Origin of the sequence: Peredibacter sp. HCB2-198, assembly GCF_045999315.1 — a bacterium.
GTDB lineage: Bacteria > Bdellovibrionota > Bacteriovoracia > Bacteriovoracales > Bacteriovoracaceae > Peredibacter.
In genome coordinates this window covers 3590945-3612538 of record NZ_CP174607.1, presented here as the reverse complement: position 1 = coordinate 3612538, position 21594 = coordinate 3590945, and the positions used below count along the sequence as shown (strand labels likewise).

General features: G+C 43.8%; 23 protein-coding genes. 13 read left to right on the top strand and 10 right to left on the bottom strand.

Annotation, left to right across the window (positions count from 1 at the left end; all coding sequences use genetic code 11):
* Positions 1-47 precede the first annotated feature (47 nt).
* On the top strand, positions 48-719 hold the full coding sequence (locus ACJVC5_RS18145; protein WP_408096960.1) for a DedA family protein: 672 nt from the start codon (positions 48-50) through the stop codon (positions 717-719).
* Here the strand turns inward: ACJVC5_RS18145 and ACJVC5_RS18140 are convergent.
* Complete coding sequence (locus tag ACJVC5_RS18140) at positions 716-1210, bottom strand: hypothetical protein (RefSeq protein ID WP_408096959.1); 495 nt, start codon at positions 1208-1210, stop codon at positions 716-718. The two genes, ACJVC5_RS18145 and ACJVC5_RS18140, sit on opposite strands and share 4 nt — an antisense overlap.
* A 26-nt stretch (positions 1211-1236) precedes the next feature.
* On the opposite strand from ACJVC5_RS18140, the gene ACJVC5_RS18135 reads away from it, so the two are divergent.
* On the top strand, positions 1237-1899 hold the full coding sequence (locus ACJVC5_RS18135; protein WP_408096958.1) for an alpha-ketoglutarate-dependent dioxygenase AlkB: 663 nt from the start codon (positions 1237-1239) through the stop codon (positions 1897-1899).
* Here ACJVC5_RS18135 and ACJVC5_RS18130 read toward each other — a convergent pair.
* The gene (locus tag ACJVC5_RS18130; RefSeq protein WP_408096957.1) at positions 1872-2822 is read right to left on the bottom strand and encodes a polyprenyl synthetase family protein; all 951 of its coding nucleotides are present in this window, start codon (positions 2820-2822) and stop codon (positions 1872-1874) included. The two genes, ACJVC5_RS18135 and ACJVC5_RS18130, sit on opposite strands and share 28 nt — an antisense overlap.
* Before the next feature lie 79 nt (positions 2823-2901).
* Between ACJVC5_RS18130 and ACJVC5_RS18125 the strand changes: the two genes are divergently transcribed.
* Positions 2902-3420, top strand: a complete 519-nt coding sequence (locus ACJVC5_RS18125; RefSeq protein WP_408096956.1) for a glutathione peroxidase — start codon at positions 2902-2904, stop codon at positions 3418-3420.
* Between the two features lie 5 nt (positions 3421-3425).
* Here ACJVC5_RS18125 and ACJVC5_RS18120 read toward each other — a convergent pair whose 3' ends face one another.
* On the bottom strand, positions 3426-3974 hold the full coding sequence (locus ACJVC5_RS18120; protein ID WP_408096955.1) for a hypothetical protein: 549 nt from the start codon (positions 3972-3974) through the stop codon (positions 3426-3428).
* A 9-nt stretch (positions 3975-3983) separates the two neighbouring features.
* Positions 3984-4871 carry a mechanosensitive ion channel family protein gene (locus tag ACJVC5_RS18115; RefSeq protein ID WP_408096954.1) on the bottom strand — a complete coding sequence of 296 codons (888 nt, stop codon included), beginning with the start codon at positions 4869-4871 and terminating at the stop codon, positions 3984-3986.
* An 89-nt stretch (positions 4872-4960) separates the two neighbouring features.
* Here ACJVC5_RS18115 and ACJVC5_RS18110 point away from each other — a divergent pair, with 89 nt between their 5' ends.
* Complete coding sequence (locus ACJVC5_RS18110) at positions 4961-5641, top strand: cell envelope integrity protein TolA (RefSeq protein WP_408096953.1); 681 nt, start codon at positions 4961-4963, stop codon at positions 5639-5641.
* Here ACJVC5_RS18110 and ACJVC5_RS18105 read toward each other — a convergent pair.
* Positions 5638-5913 (bottom strand): hypothetical protein, encoded by a 276-nt coding sequence (locus ACJVC5_RS18105; RefSeq protein WP_408096952.1) that lies wholly within the window; start codon positions 5911-5913, stop codon positions 5638-5640. The two genes, ACJVC5_RS18110 and ACJVC5_RS18105, sit on opposite strands and share 4 nt — an antisense overlap.
* Positions 5914-6092: 179 nt before the next feature.
* On the opposite strand from ACJVC5_RS18105, the gene ACJVC5_RS18100 reads away from it, so the two are divergent.
* The 6 genes from ACJVC5_RS18100 to ACJVC5_RS18075 all read left to right on the top strand — a co-directional run bounded on the left by ACJVC5_RS18100 (position 6093) and on the right by ACJVC5_RS18075 (position 14666).
* Positions 6093-7586: a TolC family protein gene (locus ACJVC5_RS18100; protein ID WP_408096951.1), complete on the top strand. Its 1494-nt coding sequence runs from the start codon at positions 6093-6095 to the stop codon at positions 7584-7586.
* Positions 7587-7589: 3 nt separating this feature from the next.
* Positions 7590-10736: an efflux RND transporter permease subunit gene (locus tag ACJVC5_RS18095; protein WP_408096950.1), complete on the top strand. Its 3147-nt coding sequence runs from the start codon at positions 7590-7592 to the stop codon at positions 10734-10736.
* Positions 10737-11351 carry a TetR family transcriptional regulator gene (locus ACJVC5_RS18090; protein ID WP_408096949.1) on the top strand — a complete coding sequence of 205 codons (615 nt, stop codon included), beginning with the start codon at positions 10737-10739 and terminating at the stop codon, positions 11349-11351.
* Positions 11352-11464: 113 nt separating this feature from the next.
* A complete protein-coding gene (locus ACJVC5_RS18085) occupies positions 11465-12745 on the top strand; it encodes a hypothetical protein (protein ID WP_408096948.1) in 1281 nt (426 codons plus the stop codon).
* A 1-nt stretch (position 12746) separates the two neighbouring features.
* Positions 12747-13961, top strand: a complete 1215-nt coding sequence (locus ACJVC5_RS18080) for a hypothetical protein (RefSeq protein WP_408096947.1) — start codon at positions 12747-12749, stop codon at positions 13959-13961.
* A 138-nt stretch (positions 13962-14099) separates the two neighbouring features.
* On the top strand, positions 14100-14666 hold the full coding sequence (locus ACJVC5_RS18075; RefSeq protein ID WP_408096946.1) for a hypothetical protein: 567 nt from the start codon (positions 14100-14102) through the stop codon (positions 14664-14666).
* A 46-nt stretch (positions 14667-14712) separates the two neighbouring features.
* Here ACJVC5_RS18075 and ACJVC5_RS18070 read toward each other — a convergent pair whose 3' ends face one another.
* The 3 genes from ACJVC5_RS18070 to ACJVC5_RS18060 form a co-directional block, all read right to left on the bottom strand.
* Positions 14713-15510, bottom strand: a complete 798-nt coding sequence (locus ACJVC5_RS18070) for a hypothetical protein (protein ID WP_408096945.1) — start codon at positions 15508-15510, stop codon at positions 14713-14715.
* A 2-nt stretch (positions 15511-15512) separates the two neighbouring features.
* Positions 15513-16211, bottom strand: a complete 699-nt coding sequence (gene sfsA / locus ACJVC5_RS18065) for a DNA/RNA nuclease SfsA (protein WP_408099255.1) — start codon at positions 16209-16211, stop codon at positions 15513-15515.
* 91 nt (positions 16212-16302) lie between these two features.
* Positions 16303-17445, bottom strand: coding sequence for a hypothetical protein (locus ACJVC5_RS18060; protein ID WP_408096944.1), 1143 nt, complete (start codon positions 17443-17445; stop codon positions 16303-16305).
* Between the two features lie 349 nt (positions 17446-17794).
* Between ACJVC5_RS18060 and ACJVC5_RS18055 the strand changes: the two genes are divergently transcribed.
* Positions 17795-19072, top strand: a complete 1278-nt coding sequence (locus ACJVC5_RS18055; protein WP_408096943.1) for a citrate synthase — start codon at positions 17795-17797, stop codon at positions 19070-19072.
* Between the two features lie 175 nt (positions 19073-19247).
* On the top strand, positions 19248-20243 hold the full coding sequence (locus tag ACJVC5_RS18050; RefSeq protein WP_408096942.1) for an extracellular solute-binding protein: 996 nt from the start codon (positions 19248-19250) through the stop codon (positions 20241-20243).
* A 28-nt stretch (positions 20244-20271) separates the two neighbouring features.
* Here the strand turns inward: ACJVC5_RS18050 and ACJVC5_RS18045 are convergent, their stop codons facing one another.
* Complete coding sequence (locus tag ACJVC5_RS18045; RefSeq protein ID WP_408096941.1) at positions 20272-20700, bottom strand: GNAT family N-acetyltransferase; 429 nt, start codon at positions 20698-20700, stop codon at positions 20272-20274.
* A gap of 123 nt (positions 20701-20823) precedes the next feature.
* Here ACJVC5_RS18045 and ACJVC5_RS18040 point away from each other — a divergent pair, with 123 nt between their 5' ends.
* On the top strand, positions 20824-21249 hold the full coding sequence (locus ACJVC5_RS18040) for a VOC family protein (RefSeq protein WP_408096940.1): 426 nt from the start codon (positions 20824-20826) through the stop codon (positions 21247-21249).
* Here the strand turns inward: ACJVC5_RS18040 and ACJVC5_RS18035 are convergent, their stop codons facing one another.
* Positions 21250-21594 carry a potassium channel family protein gene (locus tag ACJVC5_RS18035; RefSeq protein ID WP_408096939.1) on the bottom strand — a complete coding sequence of 115 codons (345 nt, stop codon included), beginning with the start codon at positions 21592-21594 and terminating at the stop codon, positions 21250-21252.

Genomic DNA, 21594 nt, shown 5'->3' with positions numbered 1-21594 from the left:
GGGAATTTCGCTTCCCTTAGTCAGGGAGAGCCTTTAAAATTTTGTCCATGTTAGATTTCTTAAGCCCCGAAAATCTTCAAGCGTTCTTTTCACAGTACGCCTATCAGCCTGGTTTCGTTTACGGATTCATTGTTTGTTTTATGCTGGCCAGTTCGATTGGCTTTCCGGTTCCTGAGGAATTAGTTCTGATCAGTGCAGGTCTTGTGGGCTATATGTCACACCACCCTGAGAAGTTTCCACCTCCCTATCCAGGGGCCGAGAGTGTGAATGTTCTCACACTGTGTTTGGTCAGCTTCTTTGCTGTTATGGGGAGTGATTCTTTAGTCTACTTCATAGGTAAGTTCTTCGGTGGACGGATCATCAAAACCAAGTTCTTTCAAAAATCAGTGGCCGGTGAGGGCTTCAATAAGATCAACGTTTTCTTCCAGAAGTACGGTGGTCTAGCTTGTGGTATCTTCCGTTTTACTCCGGGACTTCGCTTCCCGGGCCACTTAAGCTGCGGTCTTTTGGGAATTCCAGTCTGGAAATTCCTATTGATTGATGCACTCGTGGCAGCAGTCTCAGTTCCAACTCAAGTTTGGGTGGTGGCCAAATACGGTGAAGTTATTTTGAACAAACTTGCTGAGTTCAAGATGTACGTCCTGATTGTCTGTGCCGTATTGTTCGTGGTTTGGTTAGGTCGCAAGATCTATCTTAAAAACGTTCGCAAAAACGCTTAAAGAAAAATTGAGCAGGCCTCTTCTAGTTTCAGGGCAAGTTCCTTACGGAATTGGGCGAGATCCTGGTACTTAAAAGTGACAGTTTTCTTAAACTGCTTCGACTGATCCTCAAAGTCTGGAAATCCCCAATTAATACTCGATACGAAAATGATTTCACCATGATCTGGTGTGAGTTCCTCAACATCGGCCATGAGTTCATATTGCACGCGAGGACCCTCAGCTTTTGGCACAGACTTCGCGAGTTCAATGATCCCTTTCTTGGCCGCGGTATTTTCGATTTTAAGAGCATCCACCATAGACCCTTCAGAAGATCTTGCACCCCAAAGATGTGGGGCGAGGGGCACGGTTTTGAGATTCTTATCGGTAGTGGTTTCCAGATAACGATAATAAAAATTGTCCATGGTTTCGAACAGGTACTCAAAGAGCTTTGATTCATCACCGTAACTCTGTCTTACTTTTTCCTGCCACTCCTGGATCTGTTTGTCAGTCATATGGATTCCCCGTTAAAATTCATCTCATGAAAGTATATTCGCCCAGACGCGACTTCGTCATTGTAGAAGATTACTTTAGCGATGCCCAAGCTGCGGAGTGGTTATCGCTTATAGAGGCCCTGGGCTCTGATGCGCTCCGTGGTTTTCATCATCCCGATCTACGTCCTAATCGCTTTCATAAAGCGCCTAAGTATCCAGTGAAGAAGTTCATGTGCCTGGGTCTTTATTGGAACCCAGAAGATTATCGCTATCTTGATCGGCTTCCTTATAATCAGGAGCGACCATTTCCCATTCCTGAGGAATTGAAGAATCTCGCGCAAGAAATTCTCTCGCAGTTTTTTCCGTGGGAGAACTTTGTTCCCCAAAGTGTCTTGGTGAATTTTTATACCAAGGACTCTTCCATGGGTCTTCATGTGGACAAAGACGAAGAGGACAAGGTCTCACCGGTGATTGGTTTAAACTTTGGTTCTACCTGTCGCTTTTTCTATGAGAATGAGAAGGGTGTGATGAACGATGTGAAAATTCCCGGTAATTCCGTTTATGTCTTCGGAGGTTCGGCGAGACTTATGCGTCATGGGCTTGGTTCCATTTACACCAATACATTATCGAAGGGCTCTGAAGAGTTCCTGCAGAATAAAGAGCGCGTGAATTTAACGATTCGTCAGGTGTTCTCGAAGGCCAGAGCGTAGTTTGATTGGATCTTGTTGATCATCATTTCAAACACTGGAATGAAGTCTTCCTGGTTCTTGTCCTGGCAAAGTTTTGAGAAGATCGTGAAGATCTTGTCTTTCTCAGCGTTGATGGCGTTATGAACACCGTGGATCGCTGCCTGATACTGAGCATCTGTCCAAGGAAGATTTCCAGTTGGGTTCTTTTTGAAGGCGTATAAAGCGTCTGAAAGCTCAGGGTATAGTTCCTTAAGTTTCAGTGTTACGTAGTTAAATTGACCGTTAATGATGTCCTGATAAGCCGGGCGACCTGATTGGTTCAGACCATCAACGATATCATCCGCCATCTGGAAGATAAGACCGATTCTCTCACCAAGGAACGCCATGGTTGGAATGTCGTGGTGGCCTGCAAGTTTTGCAGGAGTGGTACAACAGTAACGAATAAGGCTTCCGGTTTTTTTTATACAGATTTGTTCAAGATCCGCGAACTCAACGCGCTCTTTTGATTTTAGAGCGTACTGGAGCCACTCACCATCGGCGAGGTCTTGAATACAAACTGTCAGATCAATCAGAAGTTCATTATTGTTTTCACGAGCAAGTTCACCCATGATGGTGGCAAGAACATAGTCACCGGCAAGGATCGCTGTCGTGTTGTTTTTAATTGAGTTAAGGGTCGGGTGATTACGGCGCTTATCAGAGGCGTCGATCACGTCGTCATGAATAAGGCTTGCTAAGTGAGTAAGCTCAACTGAGCGAGCGTAGGTCGTGAGTTTTTTAGTGGGAAGACCAAAAACTGTGCCCATGAGAAACATTAAACCTGGACGAAATTTTTTTCCGCCGGCCTCAACAAGCTTATTCAGCTCTACCGTGATGTCGCTTGAAGTGCGTCCAGTCATGGCCAACTGAAGGTCGTCGAGATTTTGTTTAAGTTCTTGGAGTTTCATAGAGATCGGATTCTAAGTGAACTTAGAGCGTTAGGCAAGAAAAGAGGTTATACTGTTTAGGATTTAACGAGGAGGAAATATGCGTTTTTTAGTGGCGATGTTGTTTCTGGTGAATGTGGCCTTTGCCCAAGATTTTTATGCCATCAAGGATAAAACTATTAAGGGTGATGAGTTTAAAATGGAGAGTTTAAAAGGGAAGACTGTGTTGGTTGTAAACATTGCATCACAATGTGGTTATACCCCTCAACTGGAAGGTCTTGAATCTTTGTACAAGAAGTATCAGGCGAAAAATTTTGTGGTCCTGGGCGTCCCAACAAATGATTTCGGAGGACAAACTCCTGAGGACGACAAAGGGATGCTTGAGTTCTGTCAGAAAAACTACAATGTGACGTTTCCGGTTCTTACCAAGAAAACAATTCTAGGGAAGGAGAAGCGTGAGCTTTATAAGTTCCTGACGACTGGCCAGTACAAAGGCGAAGTGGCCTGGAACTTTGAAAAATTTCTCGTGAACAAAGATGGCAAACTGATTGGCCGCTTTGGTTCTTCAACAAAACCGGATGATTCAAAACTTACGAAGGCGATTGAAAGCGCTCTTTAATTTTTCTACGCCTTCGATTTTGATGTCTTATCGAAATCGAAGTGCGTTTTAAAAACAAAAGAAATAATTAAGACCAGCTGAAATAGTACAAAGAGAAAGATGGCCAAGCTTAGGTATTGGGCGATTGCTGGGTAGTATTTTTTAATAATGCCATTCACTGTGTACGCAAATGAAAAACTGGCGCAGGCCAAGCATATATTAATGTGAGAAACGGCCTTAAATGAGTGTAAAAGTTCTTCGTAATAAAATTGCCCCTGGCCATGCTCAAGTCCTTTTAAGAATAGGACGTAGTGATTTTCATTTAAACGAGTAGGCGCTCTGTTATGTTCTTTGACCTCTTTACCAGGTTTGAAAGTCACGTAGAGGGACGTTCCGAGAAGTTGGAGTCGCTTGGCGTAGTCTAATTTAATAACATTTGCCCAAACCGCATAACCGGTTTTATGTAACTGCATTAGGCCAATGACACCTTGTCTGAGAAAAAAGAGTGATCCGGCAAAGAAGAGACTCTGAAAAAGTTCATCTTTACTTGAAATGAAATCAAGTACTGGCTGCAAGCACATAGATTAACTCAGAACTTTCACTTCCAAAGCACGATTGACACGTAAGTTGATATCCCGCTGAGGGAAGGCCATTTCAATTTTGTTTTTCTTGAAATGATCATCAATCTTAAAACGGATATCGCTTCTGACCTGGGCCATGTTTACATCTTTCGTGTCACACCAGAATTGAAGTTGGAAATCCAAAGTGCTTTCCCCGAAATTTTCGAAAAGCACGAGCGGTATTGGATCTTGTTTCACACCTTCGGTATTCAGAAGAATGTTCATCGCAAGTCCTTCCACTAGTTTCACATCTGTTCCGTAGGCCACACCGAAATTGATCACCGTACGAACCACGGTTTCAGAGTATGACCAGTTCAGAACGCTTTTCTCGAGGAAAAAACTATTAGGAACAACAAAGATTTTTCCGTCGCCGTTTTTCACCTGGGTACTGCGAATACGAATCGCCTGAACTGAACCTGAAATGTTATCGAGTTCAACAATGTCACCAATCTTGATGGGTTTTTCCACCAGGAGGATGATACCGGAGATGAAGTTATTAACGATGTTCTGAGATCCAAACCCTACCCCGATAGCAAGAGCACCACCAACCACTGTAAAGACAGTCAGAGGAATGCCGGCAATAGTGAGAGACATGATGACGAAAATGGCGAGGGACACATAGAACGAAAACGTTCTGTAAGTATTCTGAGAACCTTTGTCATGAACGAAGGGCTCGATCAGGCGACTGTTAATAATTTTTGTAACAAGCTTGGATAAACGACCAGCAAAAAGAAGAAGAATCAGGGCAACGAGAACGTTCCCGAAACTAAGTTTGACTCCAGCAATCGTAAACAGTTTATGGTTCCAGATCAGAGCAATCGGATCAATGAATTCAGAAAGGCCTTGCAGCATGATTTGTCCAGAATTTCACATGGTTGTTAACGTCAGTAAATTTGTCACGGGCCGTGGACTAAGTCCAGTGTTTGGTATATAAAACGGCTATGACAAAAAGCTTTTTGACTCATTTCAGCACGATGACAATCTTCCATGGACTGATCCTCTTGGCAGGTCTAACCGTGGTTCAGACTCAACTTCCAAATGAGCAGGTCGCAAAGCTAGGTAATGGTGGAACTGGAAACGGTATCATGCGCATGAAAGTGGCCCATGATATTTTTATGAGACCGGCCCTTCCAAAAACTAAATCTGAATCAAAATTTACTCGTCCGACTCCGAAGAAGGTCGCTACTGCTCCCGCAGTCGCCAAACCGGCACAGGCGGCACCTGTGGCCTCGAATGAACCGACAGGTGGCAACGATCCAAAAGGGACAGGTCTATCAAAGGCCGGTGTGGCCAATGGTTCTGAGTTTGGAACAAGTGCCACTGGTAAAACTGACATTATTTCAAAGTACAAGGCCGAGCTTCGCGCACGCATTGAACAAAACAAATCATATCCGCCTATGAGTAAGCGTCTCGGTCAGACAGGGACTGTGGTGATTGCTTTCACGCTTCTTGAAGATGGACGTATTACCGACGCAAAAATTGAAACACCATCTCGTTACGAACGTCTCAATGCCTCAGCACTAGAGGCCGTTCAAAAAGTAGAAAAGTTTAAACCTATTCCTAAGGAAGCAGGTGAGAACAAGATCGAATTTAAAGTTCCAGTGAAATTTATGACGATCTAAATGCATTCCTCTTCATCTCGGAAGAGAACCTCGTCCTGATCAATCGAATTTTCTTTGAATGAAACAACAGTCTTAATGAGCTGATCATCTTTTCCGATGAAATTGAAAAACTTGTTTTCACTGGTTTTTTTGGCAAGGTCCTGACAGGCCTCTAAATTGCTCAACTCAAATTTTGTTTCGAATTTTTGGCAAGAGCGGGTGATTCCAGTGAGCTTGCATTCACCAGCGTGGGCCAAACTTATAAAAAGAGAGAGAAGAATAAAATATTTCATGCCTGGATTTTAACGGGTTTCTATTAAGGGGAGAGTGTCCTCTGAAGTGTTTATAGGGACCGTTAAAAGTTTAGGCATAAGATTTCTGAAATTTTATTTCCCATACCCATTAATAATTGTTAATTTTCAATAATCATTGTTTTAAACAATTGTTTTATGTTTTTTTATTTGGATGTTTTATGGGTAACTATTTGAAATTGCTTGTGTTGTTTGTTTTGAGTCCTCTATATGTTTTTGGGGCCACCGTTCAGTTGTCTGAGAATTTAATCCAGGAAGTGGCCCGCAAAGGTGCTCCTCAGTTGGATCAAATAGAGGCCGCTTTTCAGGCCTCATCAGTACGAAAAGGTGAGGAGAAGGAGAAATATGCTCCGGAGCTTTTTGGGCAAGGGATCTACTCTGAAACGAATGAACGGGCCTTAATTGAATTCTCTCCCATTTTTAGCCCAGTTAAGCAGGTCCAGTTAGGAGTTAGACAAAACCTTGCTTATGGTTTTGATTCAAGACTCTCGCTCATTACAGATCAACGTTCTTCGTCCAGCTCTCCAATCATCGGACACATTAAAGACGCCACCACAACTACGCTTGCTTTCACTATGCAAATGGATCTGTGGCGAAACCTCTTTGGCCGAATGACAAAGAACAAGGTCGAGTCCCTGGAGCTTGAGAACAAAAAGGCGGCGATTGAGAAGGACATTCAGACCAAGGCCTTTAGATTATCGCTACGTCGTATTTATTGGTCCCTGGTCGCCAATCAAGAGTCATTAGACAGATCAGAGGCGCTCTTGAAGTCTGCCCAGACCCAGGCAAAAGAAACTGAACTTCAATTTAAAAGTTCAGTTGCGGAGGCCGATGAGGTGGCAAGAACCAAGGCGCAAGTGGCCTCTCGTGAAGGAACCATCACTTTCTTAAAGTATCAGCGTGAAACTTACTTCACTCAATTAAGAAATCTCCTTCCGGAGTTTTCAAAACAAGATTTGGTTCTTGCTCCCTATGACTTGAATAAAACAATAGATGAAGTCCTGGCCTGTACTGGTGTCATTGGCAGAGAGAAGGGCACTCCTTATCAGTTCACACAATATGATGAGGCCGTGGCCATGATAAAAGAAGTTCGTTCTCGTCAGGCCATTTATAACTCTCGTTATGCCGATGCAGACGTGAAGCTCTTTGGTACAGTGAAGGCCACCGGTGTAAGTCTGGACGAGGTGGGAACTCAAAAGTATCGCGGTTCATACCAGGGCTCAATTGATGATATTCAGGACCATAACCGCACCGGTTATGAAGTCGGGGTCCTTTTCACGATGCCTCTCGGAAGCGTGAAAGAGGGAACTCAAAGAGCAAAAGAACTTTATGATGATAAGAGACTTCTCGCGAGTATTGATGCCACTGACGCTCAGGTCGTAAACACTCACCAGGAATTTATGAGATCAATTGGTCTCTTAAATGATGTCATTCGTTCTCAGAAATTGACTGCACAAGAACTTGAAAAGCGTCTCAAAGGTATGAGAAGGAAGTATGAGCAGGCCCGTGTTTCTGTGAGTGATATGGTTCAAGATCAGGACGCTTTTTTGAACGCCGAACTGGCGACCATTAATACCCAGTTACAAATTCTCAATACCATTTTTGATTACCTTGTGGTTTTCCCAGAAACTCCATGTGAGTTCAACAGGATCTAATATATGCGTAACCTTGCAAAATTTTTCATTGAAAACCCGAAGCTAACCGTCGTGTTTTCACTCTTCCTGGTCCTTTTTGGATGGCAGGGTCTCTCGACCATGAATGCCGAATCTTACCCTTCGGTGGATTTTGCCACCGCGATTATTGAGACCGAATATTTTGGTGCAACTCCAGAGGACATTGAAGTCAAAATTACCAAACCAATCGAAGATGAACTGAGAGGAATCTCAGGTCTTAAAGACGTTCGTTCTACTTCTCAGGCCGGCCGAAGCAAGATTGTGGTCCGTGTAGACATGGACAATCCGAAAGTGGTGGTAAAGGACGTGATGGGTGATATCCAGCGCGCCATTGATAGAACAAAAGATCTTCCAACCGATCTTCAAGACAAACCTAAATTCACGGAAATTAAATCAGAAGAATTTGCGGCGATGGAGATTGCCGTCATCGGCCCAAATGAAAATCGTCAGCGTGATTTGATTGCCGATGCTTTAAAGGAAGACATTGAAGATGATAAAAACGTAAAGTCGGTAAATCTTGATGGTTACCGAGAGCGTGAATTTGAAATCAATCTTTCTAGAAAAAAACTGGACCAATACCACATCGGTGTTGATGAGGTCCTGAGGAAAATCGGCGCCCGAAACTCGAACATTCCTGGGGGAGAACTTGAGACTCCAACGACTCAGAGAATGGTCAAGGTCGATGCTAAAATTAAGACCGCCGAAGAGCTTGGCATGACACCCATTCGTTCAACTTTTTCAGGTGGGGTCTTGTATTTAAAAGATGTCGCCACTGTTAAAGATGGTGAAGAAGAGCCACGTGTCCTGACTCGTTACATGGGTGAACCGGCCACTTTATTGACCGTCCTTAAAAAAGGCGGTTCTGATACCTTAAAACTTGTTGGCGGAGTTAATCCAACTATTAAGCGCTATGAAGAGACCTATAAAGACAAGGCCCGCTTTGTTATTTACTTCAATGAAGGGCAAAACGTAGAGGCCAAGCTTAATACGCTTTCAGGTAACGCTATCTCAGGCCTTATTGTCGTTATTGCGGTTCTCATGTTCTTTATGCATGGTCGGATTGGTTTCATGGTGGCCATTTCACTACCTGTGATCCTCTTGGCCACTCTGGGAATTATGCCTTACTTTGATATGACTCTGAACTCGATCACCATTCTTGCCCTGATCATTGCCATGGGTATGTTAGTGGACAACAGTATTGTGATCTCAGAAGAATACATCCGTCGCCGTCAATTAGGTTCGTCATCTCTGGATGCTGCTGTTGATACGATTCACTTCATGTGGATTCCTATTTCGGCCACGGCCTTCACCACTATTGCGGCCTTCCTTCCAATGCTTGTGACCACAGGGATCATGGGACGATTTATTGCTCCCATTCCTATTGTCGTAACCACCGCACTTTTATTCTGTCTCTTTGAATGTTTCTTGCTTCTTCCTATGCGTCTTCACCTTTCTTCGAAGAATCTGGATGTCAAAGGCGTGGAAGAAAAAAAATCCGGATGGTTTGATAAAGTCGCTGCAGTGTTTTCTAAATTCATGGCATGGACGATTGATCACCGTTACATTACTGCCGCAGGAATCTTCGGGGTCATTGTGTTCTCTTTCGTGATGATTGGTGTCTTCAATAAGTTCATGCTGTTCCCACCAGATCAGACTGAAATTTATCTGGCCCGAGTTGAAATGCCGGAAGACACCAAGGTCGAGAGAACCTACGAAGTGACTCGTGAGCTAGAAGAGAAGATCAAAGCAGTTCTTGGTAAAGAATATTTAAAACATTCAGTTTCACTTGCCGGAACATCTCTTCCGGATGCTACCGATGTCAGAGGACAAAATGGTGATAACGTGGGCCTGGTTAAGATGTATGCCACGGACTTTGCAAAATTCAATGTCCCTCATACAGAGTTTTTGGCCAAACTACGGGAAATTAAAATTCCGGGTTCTACCAATCTTACGTTCGAAGAACAGATTAACGGACCTCCGGTGGGCGCTCCCGTGACTGTGATTTTCCGTTCAAACAATGGGAAAAGTCTGGATGAGCTTATCAATAAAATATTAACTGATCTCAAAAAGACCAAGGGTGTTTTTGATGCCAAAGTTGATGAGGTCTATGGCCCACCTGAAGTGAGCGTCGTTCTGGATTTTGAAAAGTTAGATCGTTTGGGTCTTACGGCCGCGGCAGTAGGTAATACTGTCAGAACGGCCCTGTCAGGAACGTTTGTTTCAGACGTTACCTTGAACAATAAAGAAGCTGAGTTGAAAGTAAAGTTTGCCGATGTTTCTAAATCCAATGTGACGGATCTCGGGAATGTAAAAATTATGGATGCCAGAGGAAATCTCATTCCACTTTCTCTCTTGGCCCGATTGGAAACTTCCAGAGGAACTCCTCAGGTGAAGCGCTATGATTTCAAACGCGCTAAAACAGTGACTGCTAACATCGAGCCTGAAGTCATTACCTCAGTTCAGGCCAACGGGGTCGTTTCGACGTCGTTTGCTAAGTATTCACAGGATCATGCTGACGTGACGATGGTCTTTGGAGGAGAACAGGAGAGTACCAATGAATCAATGGCCTCTCTTGGAAACGCCATGATTCTGGCCCTCGTAGGGATCTATGCCATCATGGTTTACATCTTCCGTTCATACCTGGCCCCAGGTCTGATCATGACTACTATTCCTTTGGGACTTTTAGGAGTTTCAGTTTCATTCTGGGCCCATGGTAGACCAGTTAGCTTTCTTGCAATGATCGGTGTAATCGGACTTGCAGGAATCATTGTGAATAACGGGATCATTCTTATCGACTTCATCAATCAGATGCGGGACGAAGGAAAAATGGAACTCAGGGACATTTTAATTCAGGCCCCTACAATCAGATTGAAGCCTGTTATGGCGACTTCATTAACAACGATGGGTGGATTATTCCCAACGGCATATGGAGTTGGTGGAGCCGATGCGATGCTTGTTCCGATGACCCTTGCCATGGCCTGGGGTCTGACTACGGGTACGATTCTTACACTTGTCTGGATACCTGCTGGTTATGCTATCATCGAAGACCTAATGAAACTCGTGGCCCGTTTACCATTTATTGGAAAGTGGACCTCTGGTAATCGAGTTGAATTGCAGGGAGCTACGGAATAAATGACTGATCAAAATGTCGATACTAAAAGAAAAATCATGGAAACTGCGAGGATCCTCTTCGCCCATCATGGGTTTGAAGGGACCTCCGTCCGTGATATTGCCCGTTCGGCGGATGTGAATGTTGCCTCCGTGAACTATCACTTTTCCAGCAAAGAGAAGCTTTTCATTGAGATTCTCAGCGCTGGATATGTTGAGTGCGCTCAGGAAGTAAAACGTCTCTATGAGGTAAGTCAGGGAAATCTTGAATCAACTCTGGTAGAGCTTTTTAAATACTACATGGCCAATAGTCCGGACCTCCTTTCACACTTTAAAATGATGATGTCTTCTCAGCATTCTCATAATCTCGTTTCACAAGGAACAGATGATGGTTACTTTGGTCCTCCGGGCGGAAGTATTATTGCAGAGGCCATTAAAAAAGAAGTGGGCGAGAAGTCGGAAGAGCAGATTGTATGGGCCATGCGGACCTTATTTAGCCACGTTTCTCATTTGGCCTTGATCCAGGCCTGCTGTACTAAGAACAATAATGAGATGGCCTACTCGACTCCGGATGATCATGAGAAGAGCATCCGTCGTGTGGTAAAGATGGTACTGACGGACCTTAAGAATTCTCCATAAAGGCCCTAAGTTCTAGAATTCAATCAAATTAACTAGCTATTACTTTTTTACTTGGTCCCTAGGATGGTTTTTGACGCGATGCTAACATCTCGTAAAACCTTCAAGGACCAAGTATGCGCCTTTTTATTGGATTATGGCTTATCTCCATGCCGCTTTTCGCTGCTCAGACAGTGAGTCTTCGGAATGATCGAGAAGGGAAAAGCTATTACGCCACCAGCTCTTATCTTAAGTCGATGAATAAGGCCTTGAATCAGGTCAGTGCCAATGAAATCGAAGATGCACTTGAAGATTCATTAAAAGATGTCACACCTCAAAAGCTTTGTAGCTTTGATCTCAACAGTTCTCTCAATGAAAAACTTAAAGAAAGAAATCCTCGCTTCAATCAATTAGTGGGGGCGATCTATTATCTTCGTTCGGAAAATCATATCGACGATACCGTGATGAAGCTTCTTCTTACGGCCAATGAAACGTCTTCTAATTATGTTCGTTATAATGGTCGTGAACAACAAGATACTTATCTTCCAGATCATAAGACCACCAATGAAGTTCTTCTGCTGATTGCTGCTTTTGAGAAACGCTTCTTGAAAGGCGGATGTTTGGACGAAGGTTATCGCGCTCTTTATAGCGAAATGCTGAAGGTAAATAAGAATCTCAAGGATCATCAGATCGAGTCCCTTTACATTACAGCGTTAGACCAAAAACTTATTTCTCAAAGTGTTTATAACAAACTTGAACAGGCCCGCTCAACTGATCTTCAGAACAATACCCTGACGCTTAAGTCTTACTATCAAAAGGTGAGCAGTCTTCGTCTTCAGTATCCTCTTCGCGATCCGAATGAGAAGAGTGATTACATTACGAAAAAATTTGATAAAGAAAAAATTAGTCACCGTACCCGTCTTTTAGAGAACTACACAGATCTTCAAATCATTCTTATGGGGAACGTGATTAAGAAATTACGTGAACGCCTGGAGTCTCCAAAGATTGAGATCCTGGTTTATAACAAAGAAACTTTGGCCGAGACCATCACGCTTGAGCCAATGGAGCGCTTTCGTTTCGCCATCCGTATTCTAAGAAAAGAAATGGCCCAGCTTTCACTCAATACTTATTTTGAAGGTCGTCAGCCTGGTTACCTTGATCTTATGGCCGCGGCCTATGAGATTGGTATTGTGACTGCCTCTGAAATTGAAGAGCTAGCAGGACTTCAGGACATCTGGAATCCGAAGAAGACTTGGTGGGAGAAGGCACGTGTTTGGGTGAATATCGCGAGCTCTGTGGCCACAGTGGTGATTCCACCTCCATATGGATTTATCCCGGCACTTGCGATCGTGGTGATTGAGGCCACAACTGAAAAATCTAAAAACGGTAATGAACTAGATCCAACGAGTTTATTTTAATATGAAAACAAAACTATTATTGGTCACTCTTTTAGTTCCCACTCTGTCTTTTGCTCAATCTCTCGAGCGAAAAATGGAGGCCCTCATCCGCACCGTGAAAAACAAACCGGTGGTCACGGACGTGGTTTTAAAGGACCTCATTTCGGCCGAGGCCTTTGAAGGGGAGCACTTTAAAATTGTTCGCGGGAAAAGTGACGAGGCGATTAAGTTCACTGATGATAAGGCCCTCACGTTCCGTGCGGCGACGACTTATTATCACTTAACCAAGGCCCGTGAGTACTTCGTTGATAAAATGAAATCTAAGCATGCGGCAGCAATTCCGCAGATGACGATTCGAATTGATCACACTAATCAATTTTCTGAGCTTGGGCATTTTGCTCACGACAATATGGAACCTCAGTTTAACAACGCTCTAACGGTTCCGGCCGGAAAGGGGCTTGAGTCTCGTGGAGTAAAACCATGGGGAACTGAGATCTGGTTTAGGCCGGCGAAGAAGATTCATGTTCGTGATCTTCGTGTGAATGATTCGGCCAACCGTGAAATGCAAGTTCTGATGAAGCAATTCAGAAACCAGACTCACATGCAGTCATTACAGCGCTTTTTATTAACTGCGGTTCTTGCCATGACGGAAGATGGTGTGTCTCTTGATCCAAAAGAGAGCATTATTCGTACTGTTGGTGCCTCAGTGATTATTGAGGTTGGCTATCAAGCGTTTGATCCGATTACAAAAGCGTTCTCACGTAAGTGGTACTGGCTTGATACGGCCGTGGTTCCGGAAATTATTTATCACGAGTACGCACACGTGGCCCTTTCAGATCACTTGGTGCTTTCGCATTCAACTGCGATCATTGAAGGGATGGCGGATTTCTTCGCAGGACAAATTGCTGATTCACCTGAACTTGCAAAACACATTAAGAAGTACAACACCTACAACGGCAAGGACGCTGAAAGAAAACAAGATTACATGATTCAGTTTGAAATGACGGATTATGCGAACACTGACTTTGTGTTTGGTATGTTGTGGTCACTAAAAGAAATCTTAGGTGAAGAGAAGGGCGAATTATTTATGTTTGATCTTCGTAAGAAACTCACAACGAATTCAACAATTAGAGGACAGCTCATCGAAGGAATTCTTCAGACGTGTGAGGAGCAGTGTGCTTCACCATTTGTGGACAAGCTTCGCATACTTAAGGCACTGAACCTTAGAGGTATCTAAAGTTGGTGTCAGAATGACATCAGTTTTTGATGTCTGTAAGAGGTAAAAAATTTACTTTCGAATTTTTCGAAGGTATTCAAACGGCATCTTGGGTTACATAGCGCTCAGTTAACATAAACCTGCCAACAGGAGGCACCCGTGTTTAAGAAATTATTAACATCGCTGATGGTTTTCGCTCTCTTCACAGTTCAGGCAATGGCCGCAACGAACAATGGTCTTAAAGCTGCTTTCGACGAGCTTAACTACTCTCTCACTGTAGAATGGGACCAAAAAGACACAAAGTTTTACGACGCTCAAATGAAGAAATTCAATGAGACAGTTCGTGATCTTCAATCAAAAGGTCTTACTAATGCTCAACTTATCGAGTTCGCTAAGACTGAAGTAAAAGATGCTCGCGTAGCTAAAGATCTTGAAACAGCTTTCAACATGATCTCAATCCAGAAACTTTCTGGAGCAGAAGCTTCTAAATATATGATGGACACTATGAAGCGTTCTTACTCTTCAGGTGCTTCATGGAACGGTGAAGTTCTTGTTTACGCAGCAGTTGGTCTACTTCTTATCGCTGTAGCGATCGCAGTAGCTAACGGCTCTGGCGGCGGCGGCGGTGGTTCTGACTACTACTGTACAACTGAGTGTGGTTACGTTGAATACTGTGGCTACTACTCTTGTTCACTTCAGTACGAGTGTTACGACGTTTGTTACTAAGCTTTAGTTAACATAACTAAGAAGAGGGGACCTAACGGTCCCCTTTCTATTTTTGGCGAAGTCTGATTTCCGTTGAAGAGACATCCTCAAATTCATGCTTTCCTAAAAACACAATATTCAGGTGCGGCCCGCGAGCGCGAGCATGATCCAGGGCCTCTCGACGATCTTGATCATCTTCTAAGCGAGAGACCACATAGACCGTGTTTAAAAGCGGAAGAAGGGCCTCTGAACGGGTCCAGTTTCTAAGATTAGAAAAACTATCAAAGCCCATAAGGAGCGAGACCTTATGAGTGGGATAATCATTTTTAAATTTTTCTACCCAGTTCACGGTCGGGTTTTGTTTTTGTTCTAACAAAAATGTTGGAACAATAAATTGAAGATTTTTTAATTTCGCGTGAGCGCTGATTTCAAGAATGGTGGCCACCGGACTCAGTTCTCGTAATTCCTTATGGGGATTTCGATCTGGAAGAATGAAACACATCTTATCTTCCGGCATGAGTGTTAAACAGGCCTGATGTCCTTCGTGCCAGGGATTAAAACTTCCCCCGAAGAACACCCATTCACCAAGTTCATTTTTAAAAGGAAGTTCCGGGTGAAGATCTTGAAGAGTTTGATAGTCAGGCGAGATAGGATAGCGAGCACCTACCAGTTCCACCAGGGACTCAGCATACTCTGGATCCAAATCCGGAAGAAGAGAGGTCCAGACCATCGTGAATTGGCCCGAATCCGAGACAATGAATTCTAGTTTGTTTTGCCAGATCTTCGATGAAGAGAAATCATCTTCAGGTAAAGCAAGACGCACTTTAAAACGATGATCTTTGGTATAGAAAACTAGTTTAAGCAAACTTACCTCAATAGAAATGGAAGTGATTTTCCAAAGCCTATTTCGCTAGTTCCCATTTTACATTGATAGACAAGAATTTCCACACCCACTGCGTGAGCTTGGGCCAAAAGTTCGCCATAGACCTTATCAATACTGTGGGCCGGCCTCATTTGAGTCACATCTTCACGCTGAACCACATAAAGCATCGCCGCGCGATGACCTTCCTTCTTGAGCTGCATCAGCTCTTTAAGGTGTTTCTGGCCACGCTCTGAGACAGCATCTGGGAATTGCGCCATACCATCAAGCTTAAGGGTCACGTTTTTTACTTCCACGTAACAAGAAGGAAGAGTCGGGTGACCTTCGAGATAAAAATCAATGCGGCTTTCACCGATTTTCTTTTCTGGTTGAATCACTGAGTAGCCTGTGAGCTCTGAGATCAGACCATTTTTAAGCCACGAGTGAGCGAGTTTATTGGCGTTGGCGGTATTGACCCCGATCCAGGTTTCACCGTTGTGAGTGAGTTCTAAGGTATGGGCCATTTTGCGGGCCGGATTGTCGGATTTTGAAATGGCACATTTCCAATTGGGTTCCCAACAAGAGGTCATGCTGCCGGTATTTGGAACGTGGGCGGTGAAGGTATCGTCACCTAGTTTAACGTCCGCTAGAAAGCGTTTATAGCGTTTTAAAAGTATGGCTTCGGTAAGAGGCTTGTCCCACTTCACGTTCATTCTCCGGTTGAAAATGAAACGATAGCTGGGGAGGAGTTTTTTGTAAATAAATTGCTCCCCCGAAGGGGAGCATTTTGGAGGGGAACTAGTAACCTGTTTCGAATTCGATCTCAAGTGAATCAATCAGCACTTGTGAGTACGATTGAAGTCGAAGGTCACGAGGTGAAGTTGGAGTAAACAGTCGGATAACCGGACGCATCGGTGTTTGAGTCACAACCAGTGTTCCCAGCACTTGGTAGGGAGTTGCCAGAGCGACTTCAGCACGAACACCATTACGAGTGCGGGCCTCTAGAGTGATTGAGCGGATGAGGCGTGATTCGTAAGGAAGAACACGTGATAACTCAAGCACATTGTATGAACCGATTTCCTGGCCAACAGTCACACGTTGAATGCGAGGAAGCTGCGGCTGTTGTGGGTACTGAGGACGAACCTGGCCCACACGGATTGAAACAGATTGAACTCGAGCGTCCCCTCGAACCAGAAGACCAAGAGTGCGCACTTCTTCGTAAGACTGAATCAGGAGCGGAAGACGTTGCTGAGTTGTTGAAAGGAATCGCTCTTCACCCACTAAGCGGCTGTTAAGAACAACTTGAACAGAAGCTGCCCGACCATAACCAAGCGGCATGGCCTCAACAATCACACGTTGGATTTCAGCACCGGCAAGAGTCAGTCCCATTTGTTGTCTTACCAGAGTGTCCAGTTGGATTTCCTGTTGCATACGCACGTCTTGCATGACCTGAAGCGAGATCATTTGGTTTGGCACCGGCTGACGCTCAGGTTGTGGGTACGTTGGTGGGTACGGAGTAGGGTAAGTTGGTGGTACTGGAGTGCGAAGGCGAAGCACTTCAGCAGTTACGCTTTCAAGAAAGAGTTCGTCCTGGGCGAGGATTTCGATTCCTTCAAGAGAAGTTCTTGCTGGCAGAACGATGCGAACCTGGCTCTGACGACGGATGATTTGAGGTGCTGCGATAGCGCGACCCATTTGAAGAACTTGTAGGGTACTTTGGCCAACATAGCTTTGGGCCATGATGGTGAGTGAAAGCACTTCCATCTCGCGCTCTTCATATGGCGAAACTCTTAATAGGTCCGATAAGCGAAGTCGCTCCTGGCGTCTAAGAGTTTGCTGAACTCTCTCACTCACAATGTCACTCATTTGTGCGAATGACTGAAATGAAACAAGCAGTGCCGCGAAGAATAAAACTAAAAACGATGATGAAGCCTTTTTCATGCCCTCTCCTTTAATACCCAAACATCTTGTTTGAATTGTGAGGTCATAAAAGCAAGTAGAATGCCAAAAGTAAGAAATCATTGAACTATTTCAGTTTAATCATTGATTACAACGAGAAGACGCTTCGCGCATGAGACTTGCGGGCCGTCAGAATGGAGCAATAGTGGAGCTGTTTTGTCACCATGAGGAAGAAATTTTGGCACCAGTTCTTTAACTCGGATTCAACTTTTGCCACTATTTTCCGAGACGTGATTATCAAGAGTATTTAGACAGATAGCCAACATTTAGCTAAAATGCGGTCACACAATCCCGTCTATTTATTTTCATATTTCTGCGTAAGGAGTCCTCCATGTCTGATAAGGCAAAACTAGTACTAGGCGAAAAAACAATTGAACTACCAATCTTCACTGGAACTGAGGGTGAGAAGGCCATCGATATTACAAAACTAAGGGCCGAGACTGGATTCGTAACACTTGATTCTGGTTACATGAACACTGGTGCATGTACTTCATCTATTACTTTCCTTGATGGGGAAGTGGGTATTCTTAAATACCGCGGTTACTCAATTGAAGAAATCGCTGAGAAGTCTTCATTCCTTGAGTCATCTTACCTTGTGTTCTACGGCAAACTTCCAACTGCTCAAGAACTTAAAGCTTTCGAAGAAAGAATCGCTTCTTTCGACGACGTGCCTGAAGGTATCAAACAACAAATCAAAGCTTTCCCTAAGAACGCTCACCCAATGGCCGTTCTTTCTTCGAACATGGTTTCTCTTTCAGCTTTCTACGAGGAACTTTGTGCTCAGGATCTAACTCCTGCTCAGAAAGACACAGCAATCGCTCAGCTTATGGGCCAATTGAAAGTGGTAGCTGCTTATGCTTACCGCCACTCTCAAGGTAAAGAGTTCGTAAAATCTGATAAGTCTCTAGACTACTGTTCTGACTTTATCCACATGATGACTGGTGACAAGAACGTAAATAAAGAAGTGGCCAAGGCACTCGATATTCTTCTTATCCTTCATGTAGATCACGAGCAGAACTGTTCAACTTCATCAGTTCGTATGGTTGGTTCTTCAAAAGCAAACATCTTCGCCACAATCTCGGCCGGTGTTGACGCTCTTTGGGGCCCACTACACGGTGGTGCAAACCAAGCGGTTCTTGAAATGCTTGAAGAGATCAAGAACTCTGGCAAAGGCTATGAGGCCTTCCTTGCTGAAGTTAAAGATAAGAACTCTAACTCTCGTCTTATGGGCTTCGGTCACCGCGTTTATAAGAACTTCGATCCACGCGCTAAGATCATCAAAGTTGCTTGTGACAAAGTTCTAGCAACTCTTGGTGTGAAAGATCCTCTTCTTGATATCGCGAAAGGCCTTGAAGAAGTTGCTCTTAAAGATGAGTACTTCGTTTCTCGTAAACTATACCCGAACGTAGATTTCTACTCTGGTATCATCTACCGTGCGCTTGGTATCCCAACAAACATGTTTACAGTTATGTTTGCTATGGGTCGCCTTCCAGGTTGGATGGCACAGTGGAAGGAAATGGTTGAACAACCAGGCTTCAAGATTTGTCGTCCTCGTCAGATCTACACTGGTGACACGAAGAACACTTACAAAGACATCAAGTCTCGTTAATCAAGAAAAATAGAAGGGCCCTTTTTAGGGCCCTTTTTTTATGAAAGAAATTTAACTCCGATCTTGTAACATTTTGAAATTCTATTTGTTTGACAATTAAAACTCTTGGCCATTTAGTCAAACACTTGGTAATCACTCCTTTAAGTAAAACCTCTCAACACTTAAAGGACAAAGTATGTTCCAGCGTCTACTTCTTGCTCTCGCTATCCTTACTGTTGGTTCTGTTCAAGCACAGACCAGAGAAGTCACTATCTATTCCGTTTATCCAGGTGAGCAGCTTGCTCCGATCTTCGCTCCGTTTACTCAGAGAACTGGGATTCAGGTGAATTTCGTGACTGGTACGTCACAAGAGTTAACGAAGAGACTTGCTGATGAAGGTGCGAATACAACTGCTGATCTTCACTTAGATAAAGATCTTGTGTTCCATGGTATCGCTCAGAGAATGGGTCTTTATCGTCCATTCAATTCAAGAGTGGTTGAATCTCAAGTTCCGTCTCATTTAATGGAGAAAGATAAATTCTGGACAACAGTTTTCTATCGCGCGCGTGTGATCATGTATAACACGAATGTTGTGAAGCCATCTGAGCTTTCAACTTATGAAGCTCTAGGGGACGCTAAGTGGAAGGGGCGCCTGTGCGTTCGTACTTCTAAAAATAGTTATAACGAAGCTCTTGGTGCTTTCTTTGTAAAACACTTTGGTGCTCAGAAGACGGCCGAAATTCTTCAGAGCTGGGTGAATAACTTTTCTGTAAATCCACTTAACGGTGACCGCGATGTGATTCAAGCTGTGGCCGATGGAAAATGTGATGTTGGTATTGCAAACACTTATTATCTTCCGGCCTTCATTCGTGCTAATGCTCAATTTCCAGTTCGTCCATTCTTCCCGAATCAGAAAACGACTGGCGCTCACGTAAATGGTGTAGGTATTGCCATTGTTAAGCATGCTAAGAATGTAAAAGAAGCAACAATGCTTCTGGAATATTTCACGTCTCGCGAAGTACAAGCTCCGGTTGCTGCAGCTTTCAGTCAGTATCCGGTTAATCCGACTGCTGAGATGATTGATATCTTAAAAGACTTTGGACGATTTGCAGAAGATCGCACGAATGTAGGTGAGATCTCACATCACGTTCCGGCAGCAGTATCTCTTTTTCCAGTCGTAAATTATAAGTAATGAATATGCCCCTCGTAAGAGGGGCTTTTTATTTCAGCTGTTTTGTGAATATGTGCGAAGTCTTCGCCAACGTATAACCCTCACGTTGATAGAAACGATGAGCGGCCTCACGTTTGGTATTTGATCTCACTCTTACCAATGGCACTCCATTTTCCCGGGCCCATTCTTCGGCCTTTGCGACCAGTGCTTTGCCCACACCTTGACTCCGCGAATTTTCATCAACGATCAGGGCCGCGATATCAGCACGAGGTCCAATTAGAAGTGTTTTCGGTTCATGATTGATTTGAATGTAACCAAGTACTCTGTCGGTTTTTGCAACAAAGAGTGCGTAGTTTGGATCATTCATGATTTCATTAAAGCGCTGAGTAACTTCCTCAACCGAATTGGGATAGCCCAGTTGTCCGGCCAGGTGAGTAACTTCAACTAAATCTTCACGAGTCATTTTTTCGATTTTCATTACTTTCTCCAGAGAAAGTAAAACTTAAGATTTTACTTTTCTATTGATTAAAAATTAAAAGAATGATACGTAAAATATACGGAAATGTCAAACCACTTTCTCTGGAGAAAGTAAAAGGTAACCATGGAAGCTCGTATTTCTCTTTTAACTCTTGGAGTTTCAGATCTGACACGATCTAAGGCTTTCTACGAGGCATTGGGATTTCCCACCACCTGGTCACCTGACAAAGGTGTGATCTTTTTTAAAACTAGCGGAACGGCCCTTTCGCTTTTTCCCATCAAAGAATTAGTGAAAGACATCGGAGACAATCGCGAACCCAAGTTCCCAGCATTCTCGGGGATTACCATTGCTCATAATACCAGAGAGAAACATCAGGTAGACGAAGTCATGGCCCTGGTTGAAAAGGCCGGTGGTAAGATCGTTAAAAAACCTCAGGAAGCATTTTGGGGCGGCTATAGCGGTTACTTCACTGATCCCGATGGACACATGTGGGAAGTGGCCTGGGGCGCATTCCCGTTTAGGCCTGACGGAAGCCTTGATATCCCATAGTTACTTTTTTTGATTCTTTCGATAGGTCAGTATCGTTTCAGCAAACATGGCGGTGAAAATCGCGAATAGTAAAAGACCACTGATCATAAGAAAGATACTTAAAATTTTTCCGATGTCTGTTACGGGAGTGATGTCGCCATAGCCTGTCGTGGTGGCCGTAGTAAAGCTCCACCAAAGGGCATCTATGAAATGAGTCACTTTAGGATTAACACCTTTTTCGAGGTGATAAAAAAGGTAGCCACAGGAAACGATAAAACCATTTCCGATGAATGTGAGGAAAAAGAAGAAGGGACTAAAAATTAATAGTCTCATTTCTTCTAGGAAGTTTTTTAATTGGCCCCACAT